Source organism: Paenibacillus xylanexedens (assembly GCF_017874615.1).
Lineage (GTDB): Bacteria > Bacillota > Bacilli > Paenibacillales > Paenibacillaceae > Paenibacillus > Paenibacillus xylanexedens.
In genome coordinates this window covers 83,987-102,068 of the sequence record NZ_JAGIKV010000008.1, presented here as the reverse complement: position 1 = coordinate 102,068, position 18,082 = coordinate 83,987, and the positions used below count along the sequence as shown (strand labels likewise).

Below are 18,082 nucleotides of genomic sequence, written 5' to 3'. Positions count from 1 at the left end.
AATGTCTATCCATTCGCAGATGTACTCACAAGGGAGTGTATAACCATTGACAACGAATGATCATAGAGGGTTTTGGCAGCTTCTTCGCTCTCAATATGGCCTCCCAAATACAGATGAATAACACCGTGTAAGGGAGCCCAGATCATCCGAACTGCAAGCATGGGATCTTGTACCTGAAGCATTCCCTGTTCAATGGCTACCTCCACTAAGGCAGACACTTGCTTAAGTGCAGTCGCTGTTCCCTGTAAGGTTTCTCCATCTGGTTTGAATTCGGAAAAAGATCCTCCAAACATCAGCTGATAGAAGCTGGATTGAGAAATGCCGAAGTCCCAGTAGACGTAGGCCAGATCACGGAAATATTGTTCGAACGATGCCTGCCGGGGTATAGTTTCAAAACGCTGGGCCATGAGGGAGCATCCCTCTAGATACAGATGTTTGGCCAACCCTTCTTTTTTGCCAAAAAGGTTATATATGATTTTGGTGGAGCACTCCATGCGTTCAGCTACACGGCGTACCGTGACAGCTTCTGGTCCATGCTCTTGCAGTAAAGCAGCAGCAGCATGTACGATATTTTGCCGCAGATTATCCGAGTGCTGCAGTCTGGCTTCCTGAAAGGTTGTTACCGTATGTGCAGATTCCGTGGAACCCGAATTAAGATCCTTCATTGATTTCATCCTCGTAACCGTATTGTTGTTGAACAGAAACTACGTTTCCTTCGCTTATGGTCATTCTACTGTTTTACGCCGGATAACGTCAATTTAATCCGAGTTTAGTAAGTGAGCACCCCGTTCTAAGCCCAAATTTAACAAATGCATTTGACAGCGTCATGCAATTTGGTTACGATGGTTCTATACAGAAACAGTGTTTCCTAATGAAAACAAGTGTTTAAATTATGCATAGAGGATGGATGAGAGATGATAAAGGAACAGCATCAATGGGTACTTATTACAGGTGCTTCTTCAGGTATTGGGGAAATTTTTGCACTCGAAATGGCTTCTAAGGGTAAAAATATTGTGCTGGTGGCCAGAACAGAATCCAAACTGAATCAATTGGCAGAGCGAATAGAACGTACATATCAAGTAAGGGCTGAGGTAATCGTATCGGATCTTTCCGAAGTAGAGGCACCTCAGAACGTATATGAGGAATGTCAGAATCGGGGAATACACATCGATATGCTGATCAACAATGCGGGATTTGCTACCCATGGATGTTTTGAACAGGTTGATGGTTCAAGGCAACAGGACGAGATTATGTTGAACGTGCTCGCCTTGACAAACATGACACATCTTTTCTTGCCAGGCATGTTACAGAAGAAAAATGGTGCTGTCATTAATGTGTCTTCGACGGCTGCCTTTCAACCTGATCCGTATATGGCTGTGTATGGAGCAACGAAGGCATTTGTACTTTCTTTTACAGAGGCATTATACGAAGAAAATAGGAAGCGTGGCGTACAGTTTTTGGCACTATGCCCAGGCTCAACCGAGACCTCGTTCTTTGATGTAGTAGGTGCTGATGAAGCCTCGGTGGGCAAACGTGATACACCTGAGCATGTCGTGGCCGTAGCCATGAGGGCACTGGAGTCAGGCAAACCTTATGCTGTGCCGGGGGCCAGGAATTATTGGACAGCACAGCTCACCCGCCTCATACCACGCAAGTCCATGTTGCGAATCGTAGGAAGTATGCTCCGTCCACGTTCCGAGGGTGTTAAACCAAAAAAAATACAAACCTGATTAGTGGTATAGGGTAAAAGCTTTAGGCCAAAATGCCTTTGGCCCGAGCTTCCTTTATCCAACCTGGAAATTCAGTGAGGAGACGATCGTACAATTCTTCATCGCTGATCTTGGAAATGTCGTCGAGAGCAAAAAAGTCAGCATTATCGATGAAACGTCCAGTCATGTCATCGAGTTTCTCCAGAATACCGTAATTGGCTTGGCCTAGGCCAACAAATTGCCAGAACAGGTTTTTGGTTGAGCTTTCGGTAATAAGCCGCATGATTTTCCCTTTTTGACTGACTCCACCATCGCTAAAAAAGATAATATACGTTGGCATCTTCACATTGGGTTCCTCGATCGTGTATTTGCGAATGACATCCTGCATCACAGGAGGTTCGTTATTGGTACCGCCTTTGCTTCCCAGCGTATATGTGCGTTCAATATAATTCTCGAAATCCCTGGCGGTGACGCTAGGTGCACGCAAGAAGTCTTTGGCGAAGAACCAGACGTCCAACTCCCCATTATCATCAAACGCTGATGCAATCGCCAGGATACGCTCGAAGGCCTCTTGCACGATGCCTTTGCGATACAGATGGTACATGGAGCCTGATGCATCAAATACAACGGCAACACGTGCCTGGATAGGTTCAATCTTTTTCTTTTGCAGAGACAGGGTTACTTTACGCTTGAGGAGATCAATCTTGGTCAGGTTAAGCGGTGGATGATTCGTGTTTGGTGCAGCAACAGGTGCCAAGACTTCTGGAGAGGCCGCTGCTACTTCAGCTTGTGCTGTGAGAAGAACCTGTTCGGCTTCCGAGGTGTCGTTACTCTCAATTTCAACACCAAATGACTCTGCCAGCGGCTGCAATCCACCAAAGAAACCTCGTCCAATCGCACGAACTTTGAACCCGTCACGATACTTATAGATTTCAATGAGAATAAGTGCTGTTTCCGCAGTGACCTGCGTGATCTCATAGGTGATCTGCTGGGAACCCGCTTGTACAATCGCCTGACATGCCTGAACATCGGCGAAAGTCCCTCCCGCATCCAGAGTAGCCGTAAACACACATTTTTCCACAGGGGCCTGCCGTAATTGATTTGTATCCAGTACAAAAGAGGATTTCAGTTCCTCTGCCTGTTGCAGAAGTACACTTTGATGGGGATCGGCCTTCTGATTATAAAATACAAAATAGTCGTCAGATGGGACCTTTCCCTCTTCGTTCACCATAAAGCAGCTAACATCCAAGGGAGAAGGAGATAAAGTACATTGAATGGTTACCTGAAGTTGAGCACATTCGTTGATACTGATATTCTGGCCTGTGTTTAAGTGGATGAACGAATCTGTCATAATCGGATGCGCCTCTCTTCTCCAATATAATGGTTGAAAATGTACAGTAACAAGATCGATTCTGAGACAAATGTTTCCATAAGTCAATCTTTTCACCGTTGATCCTACGCTTCATCAGACTCGTACTTTTCCTGATGCTCCTTCTTCATCTTCACATAGTCTGGATCGGTCTTCGCAATCTCCCATTGCGCTTTGAATATGGCGGCGGCTTCTGCCTTCACCTTATCATTCTGATAGGGCAGGATCGAGCCATCCTCCTTCGAGTATTTGCGTCCTCCTTTGTGATTTGTATACCGCCTGGCCCGTGTATAACCCATCTGGAGAAATTTGCGAGCCATATCCATACCCACGAAATCTCCCTTTTTCTTATAGTCCAAAAATAGCTCATAGATTTTCTCCGATGACTCTGTCGCAATCTCGGGTGTTTTGAACCGCCAGTGTGGCAGAATCTCGCCTTTGTACGGCTCTACCATCAGAACACCCTGCTCGCCCCGACCTACGGTGTACAACTCAGGATGTTTGCGCAGATCCAACTCATCATAATTGAGACTGTAATCAAATTTTTTCATGTATACGCCCTCCTTGATAGGGATTACCCCGATTCTTTTACATCAAGCACGGTTAATGGGGAACAACAGAATCAATTACACAGGAGGGATAACGGTATGGGAATGTCCGGCAGATATCTTGTGGTTACGAAGGAGCTAGTTGAATCCATCAAGTCAGGTGAGGTTAGTGTGCATGATTGTGCAGTGGATCTGGATATCGATAAAACATGGCAAATGCTGCAGTTCACGCTGAACGGTAACCTGGTACAGGGGGAACCACCTCTCGGTTATGTGGTGCCTCTCGCAGGTGAGCAATACGCGGGAAACTATTTGGACATGGATCTATTTTTGCTTAGTAACGAGCAGGTGCTGGAAGCCTACATGGCATTGGAGCAGCTCACACCGGAGGAATTGAAGCAACGGTATAGTCTGGACCAGATGATCGCTGAAGGTGTCTATCCTGTCATGGAAGATTGGGACGCGGAAGAGACATTTCAGGAGATCGTTCAGACTGTAGATGATGTCCAGGCCTTGTTTCAGGCCACGGCTGCAAGTGGGAACGGGATCATCTTTTATGTTTTCTAAATGAGCACTAAAATTAAGATGGGAATTCTATGGCCGACACTGACTGAAGTAGGTTTGAACTAAGCCTATTCGGGTTATTGATAGACACAAGGCTCAGGCCTTGATGACATGACAATCCGGTAGAAGAGAGGGAATGCGATATGACACAGGATCAGAACGAAGAGAACAAAGCGATTCAAGAGGACGAGCCGGATCAATTCGAGACTCCCGCAACTGCGGAAGATGAAGAAACGGATGAGAAACTCGCAGAAGATCAGGAGCAAGAATAACTCCCAGCATTGCACAATGAAGCAGGATGTTTTATCGAAACATACGATATGCTGAAATATAGATAGACCAGAGGTCGGACATGCTCCGGCCTTTTGGTTTATTTTTTTGCGTATCCGTTTACAAGAATTACCCATACCTTCATAATGGAAATGAACCATATTTTTCTAAGGAGGAGTTCATATTACGAATCGGAAGTTAGTCCAATGGATGGCAGTGCCACTAGTACTTTTAATGGTTGTTCTTACAGGATGTCAGGCTGTGGGTGGAGTAGACGTTGGCAAAGCAATGGCCAATGGCGCGAGTATCAAGTCCGGTGAATCCAGACAATCCATGAATATAAACATAGAACCGGCTAAGGAATTTGCTACAGATAAAGACCTTGAAATGATCGAACTAATTAATTCCATTTCCCTGGATATTGATCAAGCCAAAATGAAAGATGCGAAGACAGCATCGATCAAAGGTACACTGAGCATGGAGGGAACGAAGTTACCTTTCCACCTGTCCATGAATGAGTCCCAATTGGTCATTGATCTGGACGGAGCCCAGAAACCGCTGTACATATCTCTGGATACGTTGCAGGATGCACAAGCGCTTCCAATGGTAGATACGAAGGCTCTGGAGAAACAACTCGAGGAACTTTCCCCGAAACTGTTCTCTTTTGTCCTGAAGCATCTGTCCAATCCGAAGAACATCTCCGTAACACCGGTACAGGAATCCGTGAATGGCGAAGCACTTAGCCTCTCCAAGCTGCATCTGGAAGTTAGTGGTGAAGAGATGCTTGCCATGGTTAAACCGTTCCTGACGAGTATTTCGAAGGATGAGCAAGGACTGAAAGACCTGATTGGAGATCTGTACGATGTGTTCTACCCTGTATTGGAAGCAGTGAATGAGGTAGAAGGTGGGGGAGACGACACGCTGAATTCGATCGTTCCTGAATCGAAAGATGAAGCCGTTGCGTCACTATATGCCATCATCAAAGTAGGACTGGACAGTATGCTGGTCAATTATGATCAGGAGCTGAACAACCTGTTGAATGAGACCCCCGAATTCAAAACGGTATTTGGCACAGAAACCAAACTGAAATTGGACTTTTATCTCGACAGCAAGCTGGATATTCGCAAGCAAAACTTTGAACTGAAAGTAGCGCTGCCTGCTTCTGAGGATCTGCCGGTGAACTCTGTAACGGTAAGTGGAGATAGTGAACAGTGGAATATCGGTGGCACAGTTGCAGTTGATGAAGTGGATGTTTCGGGCGGCGTTATGGATCTGATGAAGGATGATATTACGCCTGGACAGATGCTGCGCAATTTTGATTCCAATTCACTGGCATACCAATTGCTGAAAGATGAGGCTGGGATCACGAGTAAAAGTGTAGTGCTCTTCCCGGATGATGAATACGCTGGGGCGATCACGGTTAAGAACACAACATTTGTTCCGCTTCGCTACGTGTCTGAAGAATTGGATGCTGAAGTGAAATGGACCAAAGGCTCAAACCAAATTGTTGTCATTGACGACATCACTGGTGATGAGATTGTCCTGACCGTAGGTTCCAAGAAGGCAACCGTTGCTGGTAAAGAAGTGACTATGGTGGAATCCGCTTATGTAGGCAAAGACGGCAAGACGTATGTGCCGCTGCGCTTTATGGCTGAATCCCTTGGAGCTACTGTAGATAAGGAACAAGAAACAGGCTGGATTTACATTGACCGTCCTTAAGTGAGACGTTGTAAGTAAGCCTTAGTATGAGAGGGGATTTCAGAGTATGCCAGATTTCTCGTAATGATCGTGAAAAGAACACCGCAAAAATTCCGTTTGACCATGAACGGGATACGTGTGTCCTTTTGACCCATTACGAGGAGCTTCGGCGTTTCTGAAATGATGAAACGGATCGGGGAGTGCCTCTATTGGAGGTGCTTCTCTTTGTCGTTTCATCCTAAATAAATCCCCAGAGGTGTTGTATATGAAAAGTCAATTATTCATCCATTCAAACTCCGTTACGTTGCGTCCATTTACGCTTGAAGATCAGGCTGCCGTGTATGCACTAACCCAACAACCTGAAATCACAGATGTCCTGCCAGATTGGAAGATGACCGAGGAGCAGTTGCGCGAATTTTTGAAATTTGTCGTTGGCAGATATGAACAGTTCAACCCGGAAGATGTACGTATCCTGCTTGCCGTTGTACACAATAAAGATCAGCGTATCATTGGTTGGTGTGGCGTATTTCCAAATGACCTGCTGGATCGTGCTGACCGTGAAGTGGCCTACGCTATCTCCCGTGATTACCGGAATAAAGGATATGTCACAGAGGCGGTGCATGCCCTAACAGCATATTTATTTGAGCATACCTTGCTGGATCGAATTGTGGGTATTGTGAAGCCGTTCAACCAGCCGTCACGCAAAGTTCTGGAGCATGCGGGTTTTCGTTATATCTCTCGCAGGAAACTTGTGGATCAGGAGAACTACGATTATTTTGAACTGCTTAAAGTAAAGTCCGAACCGGTGCAACCGAAGCAGGTACATTCTGAAATTCGCTTACGACGAGCAGAGCAGGAAGATGCTGTTGTACTTACAGAGATTTGCACTCGTGCTTTTGATCATGTCATAAAAGTCTGGGCGGATAATGAGAAGGATATCGATAACAATCTATGCCCGCCTGATTATTCGTCAGTTCGCATGCATCGTTACGTGATCCGTGAATGGGATTATTATGTTGTAGAATCCGACGGATGTGCCATTGGTGGAGTGAGTGTTAACGTGCTTGGACGAAAACATGCCAGGATCGATAAGATCTATATTGACCCCGTATGCCAGGGCCGTGGCGTGGGAACTCAAGTCATGAGGTTTATTGAAGCTGAATTTCCGCAGATTGAAACCTGGAAGCTGGAGACCTCAGGTCGGCAGCTGGATAATCATCATTTTTACGAAAAAATGGGATATGTTCGTATCTATGCATCTGAGGATGAGTTTGGATATGAGAAAAACATGTCAACTGATCCTTTTGATCCAACATGTGATGAGACATTAGCCAAGGACTCGGGTGAGTCGGTGGTTGAATATGTTCAAGCTAATCTGGACTCAGTCCGTTACAGCACCAGTAACCTGACCAATAGTCGGATCACTGACTGCAACCTGAGTGGAAGCAAATTTACCAATCTAAATATGACCAATATATTGCTGGCTGATTTACGCCTAACCGATAGCAAGATTGAATTCTGTGCTTTGGATGGCGTTCAATTCCAGGACACACATCTTGGATCTGACCGTGTACCCATGCATTGGGCGCATTGTGATCTTGGGGGAAGTCGTTTTATCGATTGCGATCTATCTGGGGTTCAGTTGGAACAATGTCAAGTGACCGGGATGAAGATCAATGGAGTAGAAGTAGAGAAATTACTTGCAGCCTATGAGGCTATGAAGTCCTGAGGAGGAATGGCAGGGCCAATACGGAAGCATACTAATCCGGTTGAGATGATGGCTGTAACTGTTCCCCGTTAGATTAGAGCAAATGAAGAAATGGGTATTTACGTATGGAGGATGTCAAAACAGCAAAGGGAGGTCTATGGAGTATGACTGAACGATTTGCGGGTAAAGTGGTCCTGATTACAGGCGGTGGCTCCGGTCTTGGACGATCAGCTGCTGTGGAAGTTGCACGTGAAGGGGCGAAGCTTGCCCTGGTGGATGTGAACATGAAGGCGCTGGAAGAGACCAAGCGTGTGATCTCGGAAGAGGTACAGCATGCCGAGTTTCTGTTAATCGAAGGTGACGTATCTGACGAAGAAGCTGTGAAGAAGTATGTTAGTGATACGGTCAATGAGTTCGGACGTATCGATGCATTTTTCAACAATGCAGGCATTGAAGGCAAGCAAAACCTGATTGAAAACTACGAGACGGAGATGTTTAATAAAGTTATCGATATCAATCTGAAGGGTGTATTTTTCGGGTTGAAGCACGTTCTACCTGTGATGAAAAAACAGGGCGAAGGCTACATCGTGAACGCGTCCTCTGTTGGAGGGATTCGCGCCGTGCCAAACCTGGTTGCCTACGGAGCGAGCAAACATGCCGTAGCCGGCATGACCAAAGATGCAGCGATTGAATACGCCGAGCATGGGATCAGCGTTAATGCAATTGCACCCGGAGCCATTCTGACAGATATGGTTATCGGCTCGTTCAAACAGATCAATCCGAATGACTGGGAGTCAGCATCCAAAGAGTTCGTGAAGGACAACCCGGCGAAGCGCTTGGGTGAACCGAAGGAAGTAGGGCGTCTCGTTGCCTTCTTGCTGTCCGGCGAAGCACCATTTATCAATGGAGCCATTATTCCGATTGATGGTGCGCAGTCAGCCAAATATTGATCCCATAATCATCAATGGTTCATCAATGCGGCATAGATATATACTGAAGAACGCCCTTTTTCGCCAATGTGCGGATTGGGGCGTTCTTTTTTTGGTTTGATATTCAAGGGCGCGTATCCCGTATCCGGCAGATTAAGTGTGCTGTAGAATCTGCGGCTTTTTGCTAAACCCGGTACTCCCGGCTGTAAAGCCCATCTGGCGATAGAATTCATGTGCAGCTTCACGTTCTGGGCGATTGCCACTGTTCAGAGACAGGGAGTCCACGTCATGTGTGGCGGCCCATTGCTCAGCTTCCAGAATGAGCAATGGGCCGATGCCTGAGCCCCTGAACTGATCGTGTACAACCAATGCCAAGATACGGCAGTGTCTTCCGTTTTTTTCATACAGATAAGACGTCTGTAATCCGATCAGTCCAACTACGCGGCCTCGTGCTTCAGCAACCAGTGTAGTAAAGTTTGCGTCCGTAGAGATATGGGTATAGCGCTCCTCCATCTCCGCGTACGTGGTGGGATAACCAAGTTGGTCCATCAGAATGACCATATCTTGCAGATCGGTAGGGGAGCTATGTCTAATCGTCACATCCAGGCTCATAATGTTGTATCCTCCTTGGATCTTTCCTTCAATGAAAGTTCAATAATGGTATCCAGCAGCTCTGCAAAAGAAATGCCTGCAGCGGCTGCACTTTTGGGCAGCAGACTGTTACGGGTAAGACCCGGCAGCGTGTTCACTTCAAGCACATACGGCATGCCTTCCCGAATCATCATATCCACGCGTGCGTAGACGCTACATTTGAGCACCTGATAACAGGCCAAGGCCGCGGCTTCAACGCGATGGTGAAGGTCCACAGGCAATTGCACAACCTGCTCATCGGCCCCGTGGTCATCATATTTGGAAGCATAGTCGAAAAACTCGGCGTTCGAACGAATGGAGATCACTGGCAGCATCTTACCATCCAGAATAGCACAGGTAATCTCTTCACCTTCGATATACTGTTCAATCATGACCGTATCATCCCAGGCGAGGGCAGCCTCTACAGCAGTCGGCAGGACGGAAGCTTCCTTCACGACCTGGGTACCAATGCTGGAACCGCCTGAATTGGGTTTGACCACCACGGGGTACGTTAATTGTTGAACAGCAATAGAGGACAGTTCCTCCATATGGTTCACCCGCTGCCATTCCCCGGTAAGCACACCTGCATGCTGCATGAGTTGTTTGGACATGTCTTTATCCATGCATACACTGCTTGCCAGCACACCACAGCCTGTGTAGGGAATACCCAGGGATTCCAATGTGCCTTGAACCGTACCGTCTTCGCCGTATTTGCCATGCAGTGCAAGCAGTGCCACATCAATCCCCGCTGACTTGTCGATTAGATCACGCTTGGTATTCAGCTCAATGGGTACAACCTCGTATTTGTCTCTATTCAGGTTTGCCATCATCTCCTGTCCGGTGAGCAGGGAAATATCCCGCTCTGAAGATGTACCGCCCATAATCACGCCAACTTTCATGTAAAATCCTCCTTATCTCATTTGAGCTGCTGTCTCGCCAATGATGCGAATGCCTTTACGTATATTCTCATCGCTGACTCTGGAGAAACCCAGACGCATCGTGTTTACACCTTGACCGGGTTCCAGATAAAAGGTATCCCCTGGTGTGAACGTCACACCTTTCACTTTACAGGCCGCCAGCAGTTCACGGGTTCTGTATTCGGACGGGAACTGCACGAACAGATGCAGACCACCCGCACCGGAAATCCGGCACATTGGCAGATACTGCTTCAGGCAACGCACAACCAATTCATATTTTCGCTTATACTCCGTGCGAGCTCGCTTCAAATATTTCTCGAAATTACCGTTGCTCAGATATTGATACAATAACGATTGGTCCAGCGTGGAGGTATGGATGCTGCGTGCCCGTTTCATACTCTCCAGATAATCAATCAGCGCCGCATCCGCAATAATCCAACCTACCCGCAGACCTGGGAACAGGACTTTGGAGAAGCTGCCCAGATACACCAGTCCATTGCCTTTGCCCATGCTGGCGATCAGGGGAGAGACATGCGAACCGGAATATCGCAATTCTTCGTTGAACCCGTCCTCAATAATCGGTACCTGATACTTGTTCATCAACCGGATGATCTCTACCCGTTTCGCAGGGGACGTCACAATCCCGGTTGGATTGTGATAGGATGGCACGAGATATGCCAGATCATATGGACTTGCCTCAAGTTCATGTTCCAGTTGCTTCAAGTCCAAGCCATCCGGCTCCATGTTCACACCGGTCAGGTGGAACTGGTGCAACTTTAGATTTTTGATCGCCGTGTGGTGCGTTGGATTCTCGCAGAGCGCTTTTCCGCTTTTTTTGCGCAACGCTCCAAGCACCAGATCGAAACCTTCCGTGAATCCGTTGGTGATCAGAATGTCCTTGCCACGGAGGTCAACACCTTTGTTCTCCATATATCGTAGTAAATAGTTCATCAGCGGTCTGTATCCTTGCGCATATCCGTAATTCAGCAGTACTTCGCCTTCAAGTGACATGCGATCCAGAAAAGCCCGTTTCACGTTGTGCAGATCAAACAGCTTTTCATCCGGTGCTATGCTGGTAAACGATATCTCACCGCGCTCTGCTCCGGAGCCATGCTTCATCAGATCGTACTGCTCTGCCTGAATTGCATACTCGCTTACCTCTGTCGTCCAGTCCAGTTCCCAGTTCGCTGCTGCCTCAGGTGTTTCGATGGAGGCACTGACGTAATTGCCCTTGCCTTTGACTGCATAGATCAGACCTTCATCTTCAAGCTCGGCATAAGCGAGCAGGACCGTGCTGCGACTAACCTTCATGAGTGTGCTGAGTTCACGGGTCGAGGGCAGCTTTTGTTTGGCTTGCAGGCCGCCTTTGAGCATCAATCGCTTCATATAATCTTTGACTTGTATATATACAGGGCGGTCCTCCGTCAGTTGCAGATCGGAATACATCCCATCACTCCCTCTACTGGTATCTTGCCATATTATAAACCCAGCAGAAAGAACCACGATACCTCTGTTTCCCTGAGCGTGTGGTTGGTTGTTCGCACAAACGCAAAAAGCCCTGGCAGTATGCCGGGGCCTGGTGGTGAAACTTGATCCATTTTCTATAGTACTGCTGCTATAATTTCTACAGTTGTATTGCATGACTAGTCTCTCTAGGATCGATAGCTATCTGACCTTCTACGTGTGTCTATTAACTTCAGTACGACTATAATTGCAGGCTTTCTAGGTGATACTTAAAATCTACAGTGAATCATGAATCTAGGTCTTTCTAGGTTTGCTTGCTGCAAGGGTCGATTAGATGATGAATCCACAATCTATAAGCTAGGGTTCTTGCTAACTGTACTCTTGTCGTGATCACGTAACAGAATTCAGCATGAAAAAGAGTTTCAATCATAGGGTACAATAGACGGAGGTAGATATAAAGACGTATGTCTCAGTGCCCAATTTCTTCCTCATACCCCTATAGTACCACTTTGAATCAGGGAAGTTAACCTTTTTTTTGAAATATTTGTCGTAATAGCGAAAATTGCGTGAATTGTACTTCATATAGATTGAAATGGTGTCCCTTTATAATATGTGATAGGATGTAAACCTATAGATAATGAGGAAGTGAGCCTATTGATTAATATTACCGTGCCAACACCGGATGTAACCATCACAAAGCAGGCTGATCCACAGCTTAGCCACATTTATGGATTTACTGATTTTCACCTGATTACCCGGGAACTAGGCGGGATTTTCATGTTTTACAATGCCGCTGGAGAGTTGTTATTTGTCGGGAAAGCACGAAAATTAAGACCACGTATCAAAAAGCATTTTGAAGACACTGTATCACCAATCAAGAATCACCGCGAGGAAGTAACGAAGATTGAAGTATGCGTGATTGAAGATCCAGTAGATCGTGAAATTTACGAGACCTATATCATCAACACGATGCGTGCGAAATACAATGTAGATAAAGTCTTGTACAAATAAAACGCTTAAAAAGCACATGAACATGCAATGTCTGGGACATATGTCCTAAGTGTTGCGCCAGTGGGTAAGGATGCAATCGAAGGATTGCATCCGATTCCTTCTGGTGCCATCCCGATCTTTTCGAGGGAGTAGCTTGTAGAATTGAACCGTAGTACGCCCAAACTTAGTATCACAGATATATCAAATGCATATGAAGAGGTGATTGTGTTGATCGGTCGTAGCGGTAACCCTACACTTAAAGACAGCACGTTTGAAAACAGAGGATATGGAGAAGATCGGTATCAGAATTACATGACGATCAACGGTACGGTTAACAAAGCGTTTATTACGCTTGTGATCCTGCTGGGCAGTGCGTTTGCAACATGGATGATGTTCTTTAACGGACAACAAGTGATGCCGCTCGCTTATGGCGGATTGATCGTTGGTTTCATTCTGGCACTTGTGATTTCGTTCAAACCAGTAGCGGCACCGTATCTAGTACCTATCTATGCTGTGGCAGAAGGCCTTTTCCTTGGAGCACTCTCTGCAACCTATGAGTCCCTGTATAACGGAATTACCTTACAGGCGGCTCTGTTGACCATGGCTGTATTCATCGCTCTGCTGGTGGCATACAAAACTAGATTGATCAAAGCTACGGAGAACTTCAAGCTTGGGGTCGTGGCTGCAACTGGCGGTATCATGATCATGTATCTGTTGAGCTTTGTACTTAGTTTCTTCGGCATTTCAATTCCTTATCTGCATGATAACAGCTTGATCGGCATTGGTATTTCGGTCGTTATCGTCATTGTGGCTGCCCTCAATCTGGTCCTGGATTTCGACTTCATCGAGGGTGGTGCTGAACGTGGTGCGCCCAAGTACATGGAGTGGTACGGTGCATTTGGATTGATGGTGACGCTCGTATGGTTGTACATTGAGATTATCCGTCTGCTTGGCAAATTGCGGAGCCGGGATTAGTCCTATCCATACGTCAGAGACGTAAACGGATTGTAAATTTAAAGCTAAAAAGCTAACGCGTGATACTCACGTCGTTAGCTTTTTTTGATTAACATTAGCAGAATTTCCTTAATGGCCGCCCTTACAAAACTCAACTGATTCCAATTCGTTGAGGCCCAGCACCACTCTATACTAACTCTGTATACAGATCCTCTAAGGTTACGATTTCCGGCTTGCTCGGCAGTTCTCCCCCAGCCGAACATGCCGCAAGCATATGTCCATCATCCAGTCGCCGACTATAGAAGCGATGTGCCGCAGCCTGTTTGCAATCCCAATCTTCCCGCTCATTGGGAAGGATGGCGAATGAGTTCAGGGGTATGGACAACCCCATACCCACTGCCTTGATATAACTTTCCTTCAGCGTCCATAGACGGTAGAAGGTTTCCAGCCGACGATCGTCAGGCTCGGCAGCTAAGAACTGGCTCTCCTTAGGAGAGAAGAAACGCTCTGCAATCTGCATGTCAATTGGAGCTATTTTTTCCACATCCACGCCCAGTTCATCTGTACTGCCGGAGATCAGCGCAATCCAATCACCAGAATGGGAGACGTTGAATTGTACATCCGAATGGTGACTGAGCGAAGGTTTGCCGTAGGAATTACGGGTAAAAGAAAGGTCAGCAGGTCTCAGTCCAGTTAACTTGCTCAAAGTCACACGAGTCAATATTTCTCCCAGCACGGAGCGATACGCGTCAGCCTGACGCAGAAAACGCGAAGCCTGAGCACATCGCTCCGCAGAAACTTGCGATAGCAATTGGTTCCATTTCGCCTCGGGCAATACTTCTGGAACTTGAAGTACACGAATAGTTATCATCATTAATCACCTGAGGACATATTCGGCGTGGATCAGTAACTTTCCTTTATATGGAACGTCCCCTCAACTCTTCCTCCCAAATCATCACTATACGGATGCCCCTAAAAAGCAAGCCGGTTGTCTCGCTTTTTATGTTAAGGCCTCAGGTTGTGCATCTTCTTCATCATGCTTCCTGTACTCGTTTCCATTCTGTATGCGCAGACTGCACTCGCTCCCACATATCTTGGCATTCCAGTTCGCTGTAATTCACCAAGGGTTCATGGAATAGTTCAGTTAATACGTTACGCCACTCGGTATAATTCCGGATCTCCGTTTTCCGGATTCCTTCGATATCATGTGTTCGGAGTATACATCCACGTAGTTCATTACTGCGGATCTCATTCCGCTGACGAAGCAAAAATACGTTATGCCAAGGTGATTCGGCCGCCCGACTGTAGAATTCATGTTTGGGAATGAACTCCTCCAGGCTGGAAATTGCTTCAGGAGCATAGTCGACTCCTTCACTTGGCCCATTCGGCTCGTACTCAAGCCTCCATCCCCCAGCCAAAACAGATGATGGCATCAATTGGTACGTAAACGGAGCTGAACCATAGGTTCCATAACGAAGTGGCAGAGGTTCAAAGGGCATTCCGCCGAGACCTACATCTACAATCCAGCGTTCAACTGTCGGGTCAGCATCTGGCAGAAGCACAGATAGACCGAGATGGAATGAGTTCACGCGGGGTTGTTCCCCATGAGGCTGTACTCCACCGCGATGCCAATCAACCGTATAACCCAGCGAGCGGAGAAGAACACTAAATGCACCATTTAGATGAAAACAGTAGCCGCTGCGTCCCTGTAATATAAGCTGAATTGAATCTTGAAGACTGATTTCCGCAGGACGACCTGCAAAAATATCGACCGTTTGCCAGGATAAATATTGTACATGTGCTCGCTGGAGTTCAAATAAGAATTTCAGTGTAGGTTCCTTTATATCATCTATGCCGATCCGTTTCAGATAGGCCTGTATTTCAGCTGTATTCAATAGTTCAATCATTCAGATCACCTCACGTCATATAGTGGGCTGCAGCCAACATTTTTATAAACTTCTGCAGCCCTGAGTTCATTGTAAAAGTGAACGGATGAAAACAACATCATCAGTTGCGCAGATTGTAACGGTACAATTATTGAACAAAGCCTTGAAATTCATCTCAAGAGATGGGCATGGTTCTGATCTCATTGAAATACAATATATGGATGGGCTATTTCTTTTTCTGGGGTATGCTAACCCTTTGGAGTGGATATAGGTTAGAATATAGATAGATAGCAGGATTAGGAGATGGAAAAATGGCTAATGATGAAGTGATTTTGACACAGGAAGGCTTGGAAAAGCTGGAGGACGAACTGAGGGATTTGAAGTCGGTGAAGCGTAAGGAATTGGCTGCGCGTCTAAAACTGGCGATCAGTTACGGTGACCTGAAGGAAAATAGTGAGTATCATTCAGCCAAAGATGATCAGGCCTTTATGGAGACCCGGATTTTGATTCTGGAGAAGATGCTGACAAAAGCAAGAGTCATCTCTTCAGATAATATAGACTCCAACAAAGTGAGCATTGGATCGACGGTGTTGCTTAATGACATTGAGTTCGCCGAGAAGATTGAATATAAAGTGGTTGGTCCTGCAGAGGCCGATGTTGCGGATAATAAAATTTCGTACGAGAGCCCGCTGGGCAAGGAGATAATGGGCAAAGAAGTGGGCAGCGTCATTCATGTCAATGCTCCGATGGGCGTTATCAAGTACGAGTTACTTCAAATTAAAGTGTAATTCAAAAAAAGAGGTGCTCCGCAGTCATCCAAGTGGCTGAGGGGACACCTCTTTTTTATTCTATTGGGCTTTGAATGGTTGGGAATATGGATTTGTTGAAACTTCATACGGTTGGACTAACGGACTTTATCACATACTGTGTTTAAGGAACTTATGAGATGGAGATTTCCTTGTGTTTTTTATGTAAAAAAAATAACATTTCGACAAATTTCGAATTTCGAATGACCTGACAAGGTGAGTAGTATATAATTACGGGAAAACTTTAAAGTGATGGAGTAGATACGATGAATTTTAGTAAGCCTAATCTAGATCAAGACAACGCTGGCAAAGGAGAACGTTTCTCCCAAGCTGGATTTATCCTGGCAGCCATTGGTAGTTCGGTTGGTCTGGGCAACATGTGGAAATTCCCGTACATTACGGGTGAGAACGGAGGGGCTGCGTTTTTCCTGCTCTTCATCGTCTGTTTGCTGCTCATCGGTCTGCCAGTGCTCCTGGCTGAACTCGCGATTGGCCGCAGTGGCAGAGGTAGTGCAGCTACGGCTTTTATCAAAGCAGGTGGACATAAGGGCTGGCTCGCAGCCGGCTTGCTGCAGGTACTGACGCCGTTTATCATCCTGTCCTTTTATGTCATTATTGCAGGCTGGACCTTGCAATATGCAATTACGTCATTCAGTGGCACATTGTTTAACAATCCGGATTATGCCGGACAGTTCGATTCCTTCATAGGTGGCTATATGCCGATTGTATGGCAACTGGTTGCGGTTCTAATTACAGGCTGGATTGTAGCCAAAGGAGTATCCAACGGAATCGAAAAGTTCAACAAGGTACTGATTCCGGCGATGTTGGTGCTGCTTATTATCCTGATGATCCGTGCAGTTACATTGCCGGGTGCAGGAGCTGGTGTCTCCTTCTTCCTGAATCCGGACTTCTCGCAGCTTACAACTGAATCTGCACTGGTGGCGCTTGGACATGCCTTCTTCTCCCTGTCACTTGGGATGGGTATTCTTGTAACCTACGGTTCGTATGTGGATAAAAATCAATCCCTCGGTGCGGCAACCGTCGCCGTCGGTGCAGGTGACCTGATCTATGCGTTCATTGCTGGTCTGATTATCTTCCCAACGACATTCTCGTTTGGTATTGCACCAGACCAAGGACCGTCACTGATCTTCGTGGCTCTGCCGGCGGCATTCTCGGCCATGCCGCTCGGCTTCCTGTTTGGTGGACTGTTCTTCATTCTACTGGCTATTGCGGCAATGACTTCGGCGGTATCCTTGCTGGAAGTTCCGGTGAAATATTTCATGGAACGTTTGTCCTGGAGCCGCAGTCGTTCGGTGTGGGTTATCTCTCTAGCGGTCTTCATCGTGGGACTTCCTTCGGTATTGTCGCTCGGCTTGCTGCCTGAATGGACGATTGGATCGAAGAGTGTGTTCGACTGGATGGACTTTGTAGCATCCAACATCCTGCTGCCTGTCGGTGGACTGCTTGTGACGATTTTTGCCGGATACTTCTGGAAAACGGCTGCTGAAGCTTCCGGCCTGCGTTCCGGATGGTTCCGGGTGTGGCTGTTCATGCTGCGTTACGTAGCTCCGATCCTGGTTCTGCTGGTTCTACTACACACATCCGGCATCATTCACTTCTAATGGTGAAGACCCGATAGG

At 46.6% G+C, this 18,082-nt stretch carries 18 protein-coding genes; 10 read left to right on the top strand and 8 right to left on the bottom strand.

What is annotated here, in order from left to right; translation table 11 throughout:
- Nucleotides 1–5 precede the first annotated feature (5 nt).
- Nucleotides 6–665, bottom strand: a complete 660-nt coding sequence (locus J2Z28_RS12520; RefSeq protein WP_211082754.1) for a TetR/AcrR family transcriptional regulator — start codon at nt 663–665, stop codon at nt 6–8.
- Nucleotides 666–914: 249 nt separating this feature from the next.
- On the opposite strand from J2Z28_RS12520, the gene J2Z28_RS12515 reads away from it, so the two are divergent.
- Nucleotides 915–1,730, top strand: coding sequence for an SDR family NAD(P)-dependent oxidoreductase (locus tag J2Z28_RS12515; RefSeq protein ID WP_211082753.1), 816 nt, complete (start codon nt 915–917; stop codon nt 1,728–1,730).
- Between the two features lie 22 nt (nt 1,731–1,752).
- Here J2Z28_RS12515 and J2Z28_RS12510 read toward each other — a convergent pair whose 3' ends face one another.
- On the bottom strand, nt 1,753–3,060 hold the full coding sequence (locus J2Z28_RS12510) for a VWA domain-containing protein (protein ID WP_211082752.1): 1,308 nt from the start codon (nt 3,058–3,060) through the stop codon (nt 1,753–1,755).
- 104 nt (nt 3,061–3,164) lie between these two features.
- A complete protein-coding gene (locus J2Z28_RS12505) occupies nt 3,165–3,629 on the bottom strand; it encodes a DUF4385 domain-containing protein (protein WP_211082751.1) in 465 nt (154 codons plus the stop codon).
- Between the two features lie 96 nt (nt 3,630–3,725).
- Here J2Z28_RS12505 and J2Z28_RS12500 point away from each other — a divergent pair, with 96 nt between their 5' ends.
- The 5 genes from J2Z28_RS12500 to J2Z28_RS12485 all read left to right on the top strand — a co-directional run bounded on the left by J2Z28_RS12500 (nt 3,726) and on the right by J2Z28_RS12485 (nt 8,816).
- Nucleotides 3,726–4,193 (top strand): DUF1877 family protein, encoded by a 468-nt coding sequence (locus J2Z28_RS12500; protein ID WP_211082750.1) that lies wholly within the window; start codon nt 3,726–3,728, stop codon nt 4,191–4,193.
- A gap of 140 nt (nt 4,194–4,333) precedes the next feature.
- A complete protein-coding gene (locus J2Z28_RS31485; RefSeq protein ID WP_017691584.1) occupies nt 4,334–4,462 on the top strand; it encodes a hypothetical protein in 129 nt (42 codons plus the stop codon).
- Nucleotides 4,463–4,670: 208 nt separating this feature from the next.
- The gene (locus J2Z28_RS12495) at nt 4,671–6,179 is read left to right on the top strand and encodes a copper amine oxidase N-terminal domain-containing protein (RefSeq protein WP_211082749.1); all 1,509 of its coding nucleotides are present in this window, start codon (nt 4,671–4,673) and stop codon (nt 6,177–6,179) included.
- A 244-nt stretch (nt 6,180–6,423) separates the two neighbouring features.
- Nucleotides 6,424–7,887: a GNAT family N-acetyltransferase gene (locus J2Z28_RS12490; RefSeq protein WP_211082748.1), complete on the top strand. Its 1,464-nt coding sequence runs from the start codon at nt 6,424–6,426 to the stop codon at nt 7,885–7,887.
- 143 nt (nt 7,888–8,030) lie between these two features.
- The gene (locus J2Z28_RS12485; protein WP_076251972.1) at nt 8,031–8,816 is read left to right on the top strand and encodes a glucose 1-dehydrogenase; all 786 of its coding nucleotides are present in this window, start codon (nt 8,031–8,033) and stop codon (nt 8,814–8,816) included.
- 132 nt (nt 8,817–8,948) lie between these two features.
- Here J2Z28_RS12485 and J2Z28_RS12480 read toward each other — a convergent pair whose 3' ends face one another.
- From J2Z28_RS12480 to pdxR, 3 genes are read right to left on the bottom strand one after another with little or no spacing between them, the layout of a single operon-like run.
- Nucleotides 8,949–9,407: a GNAT family N-acetyltransferase gene (locus J2Z28_RS12480; protein WP_244988256.1), complete on the bottom strand. Its 459-nt coding sequence runs from the start codon at nt 9,405–9,407 to the stop codon at nt 8,949–8,951.
- A complete protein-coding gene (locus tag J2Z28_RS12475) occupies nt 9,404–10,324 on the bottom strand; it encodes a D-alanine--D-alanine ligase (protein WP_211082747.1) in 921 nt (306 codons plus the stop codon). Before J2Z28_RS12475 ends, J2Z28_RS12480 begins: the two co-directional genes overlap by 4 nt.
- A 12-nt stretch (nt 10,325–10,336) precedes the next feature.
- Nucleotides 10,337–11,788, bottom strand: a complete 1,452-nt coding sequence (gene pdxR / locus J2Z28_RS12470) for a MocR-like pyridoxine biosynthesis transcription factor PdxR (protein ID WP_211082746.1) — start codon at nt 11,786–11,788, stop codon at nt 10,337–10,339.
- A 672-nt stretch (nt 11,789–12,460) separates the two neighbouring features.
- Here pdxR and J2Z28_RS12465 point away from each other — a divergent pair.
- Together J2Z28_RS12465 and J2Z28_RS12460 are read left to right on the top strand one after the other, a co-directional pair.
- Nucleotides 12,461–12,817: a nucleotide excision repair endonuclease gene (locus J2Z28_RS12465; protein WP_211082745.1), complete on the top strand. Its 357-nt coding sequence runs from the start codon at nt 12,461–12,463 to the stop codon at nt 12,815–12,817.
- 207 nt (nt 12,818–13,024) lie between these two features.
- Complete coding sequence (locus J2Z28_RS12460) at nt 13,025–13,771, top strand: Bax inhibitor-1/YccA family protein (RefSeq protein ID WP_211082886.1); 747 nt, start codon at nt 13,025–13,027, stop codon at nt 13,769–13,771.
- A gap of 166 nt (nt 13,772–13,937) precedes the next feature.
- On the opposite strand, the gene J2Z28_RS12455 is transcribed toward J2Z28_RS12460, so the two are convergent.
- The gene (locus J2Z28_RS12455; RefSeq protein WP_211082744.1) at nt 13,938–14,621 is read right to left on the bottom strand and encodes a 4'-phosphopantetheinyl transferase family protein; all 684 of its coding nucleotides are present in this window, start codon (nt 14,619–14,621) and stop codon (nt 13,938–13,940) included.
- Between the two features lie 163 nt (nt 14,622–14,784).
- Nucleotides 14,785–15,654, bottom strand: coding sequence for an arylamine N-acetyltransferase family protein (locus J2Z28_RS12450; protein ID WP_415841453.1), 870 nt, complete (start codon nt 15,652–15,654; stop codon nt 14,785–14,787).
- 293 nt (nt 15,655–15,947) lie between these two features.
- Between J2Z28_RS12450 and greA the strand changes: the two genes are divergently transcribed.
- Both greA and J2Z28_RS12440 read left to right on the top strand, forming a co-directional pair.
- Nucleotides 15,948–16,424 (top strand): transcription elongation factor GreA, encoded by a 477-nt coding sequence (greA, locus tag J2Z28_RS12445; RefSeq protein WP_017691594.1) that lies wholly within the window; start codon nt 15,948–15,950, stop codon nt 16,422–16,424.
- Nucleotides 16,425–16,708: 284 nt separating this feature from the next.
- Nucleotides 16,709–18,064 (top strand): sodium-dependent transporter, encoded by a 1,356-nt coding sequence (locus J2Z28_RS12440; protein WP_211082742.1) that lies wholly within the window; start codon nt 16,709–16,711, stop codon nt 18,062–18,064.
- The last annotated feature ends 18 nt before the right edge of the window (nt 18,065–18,082 follow it).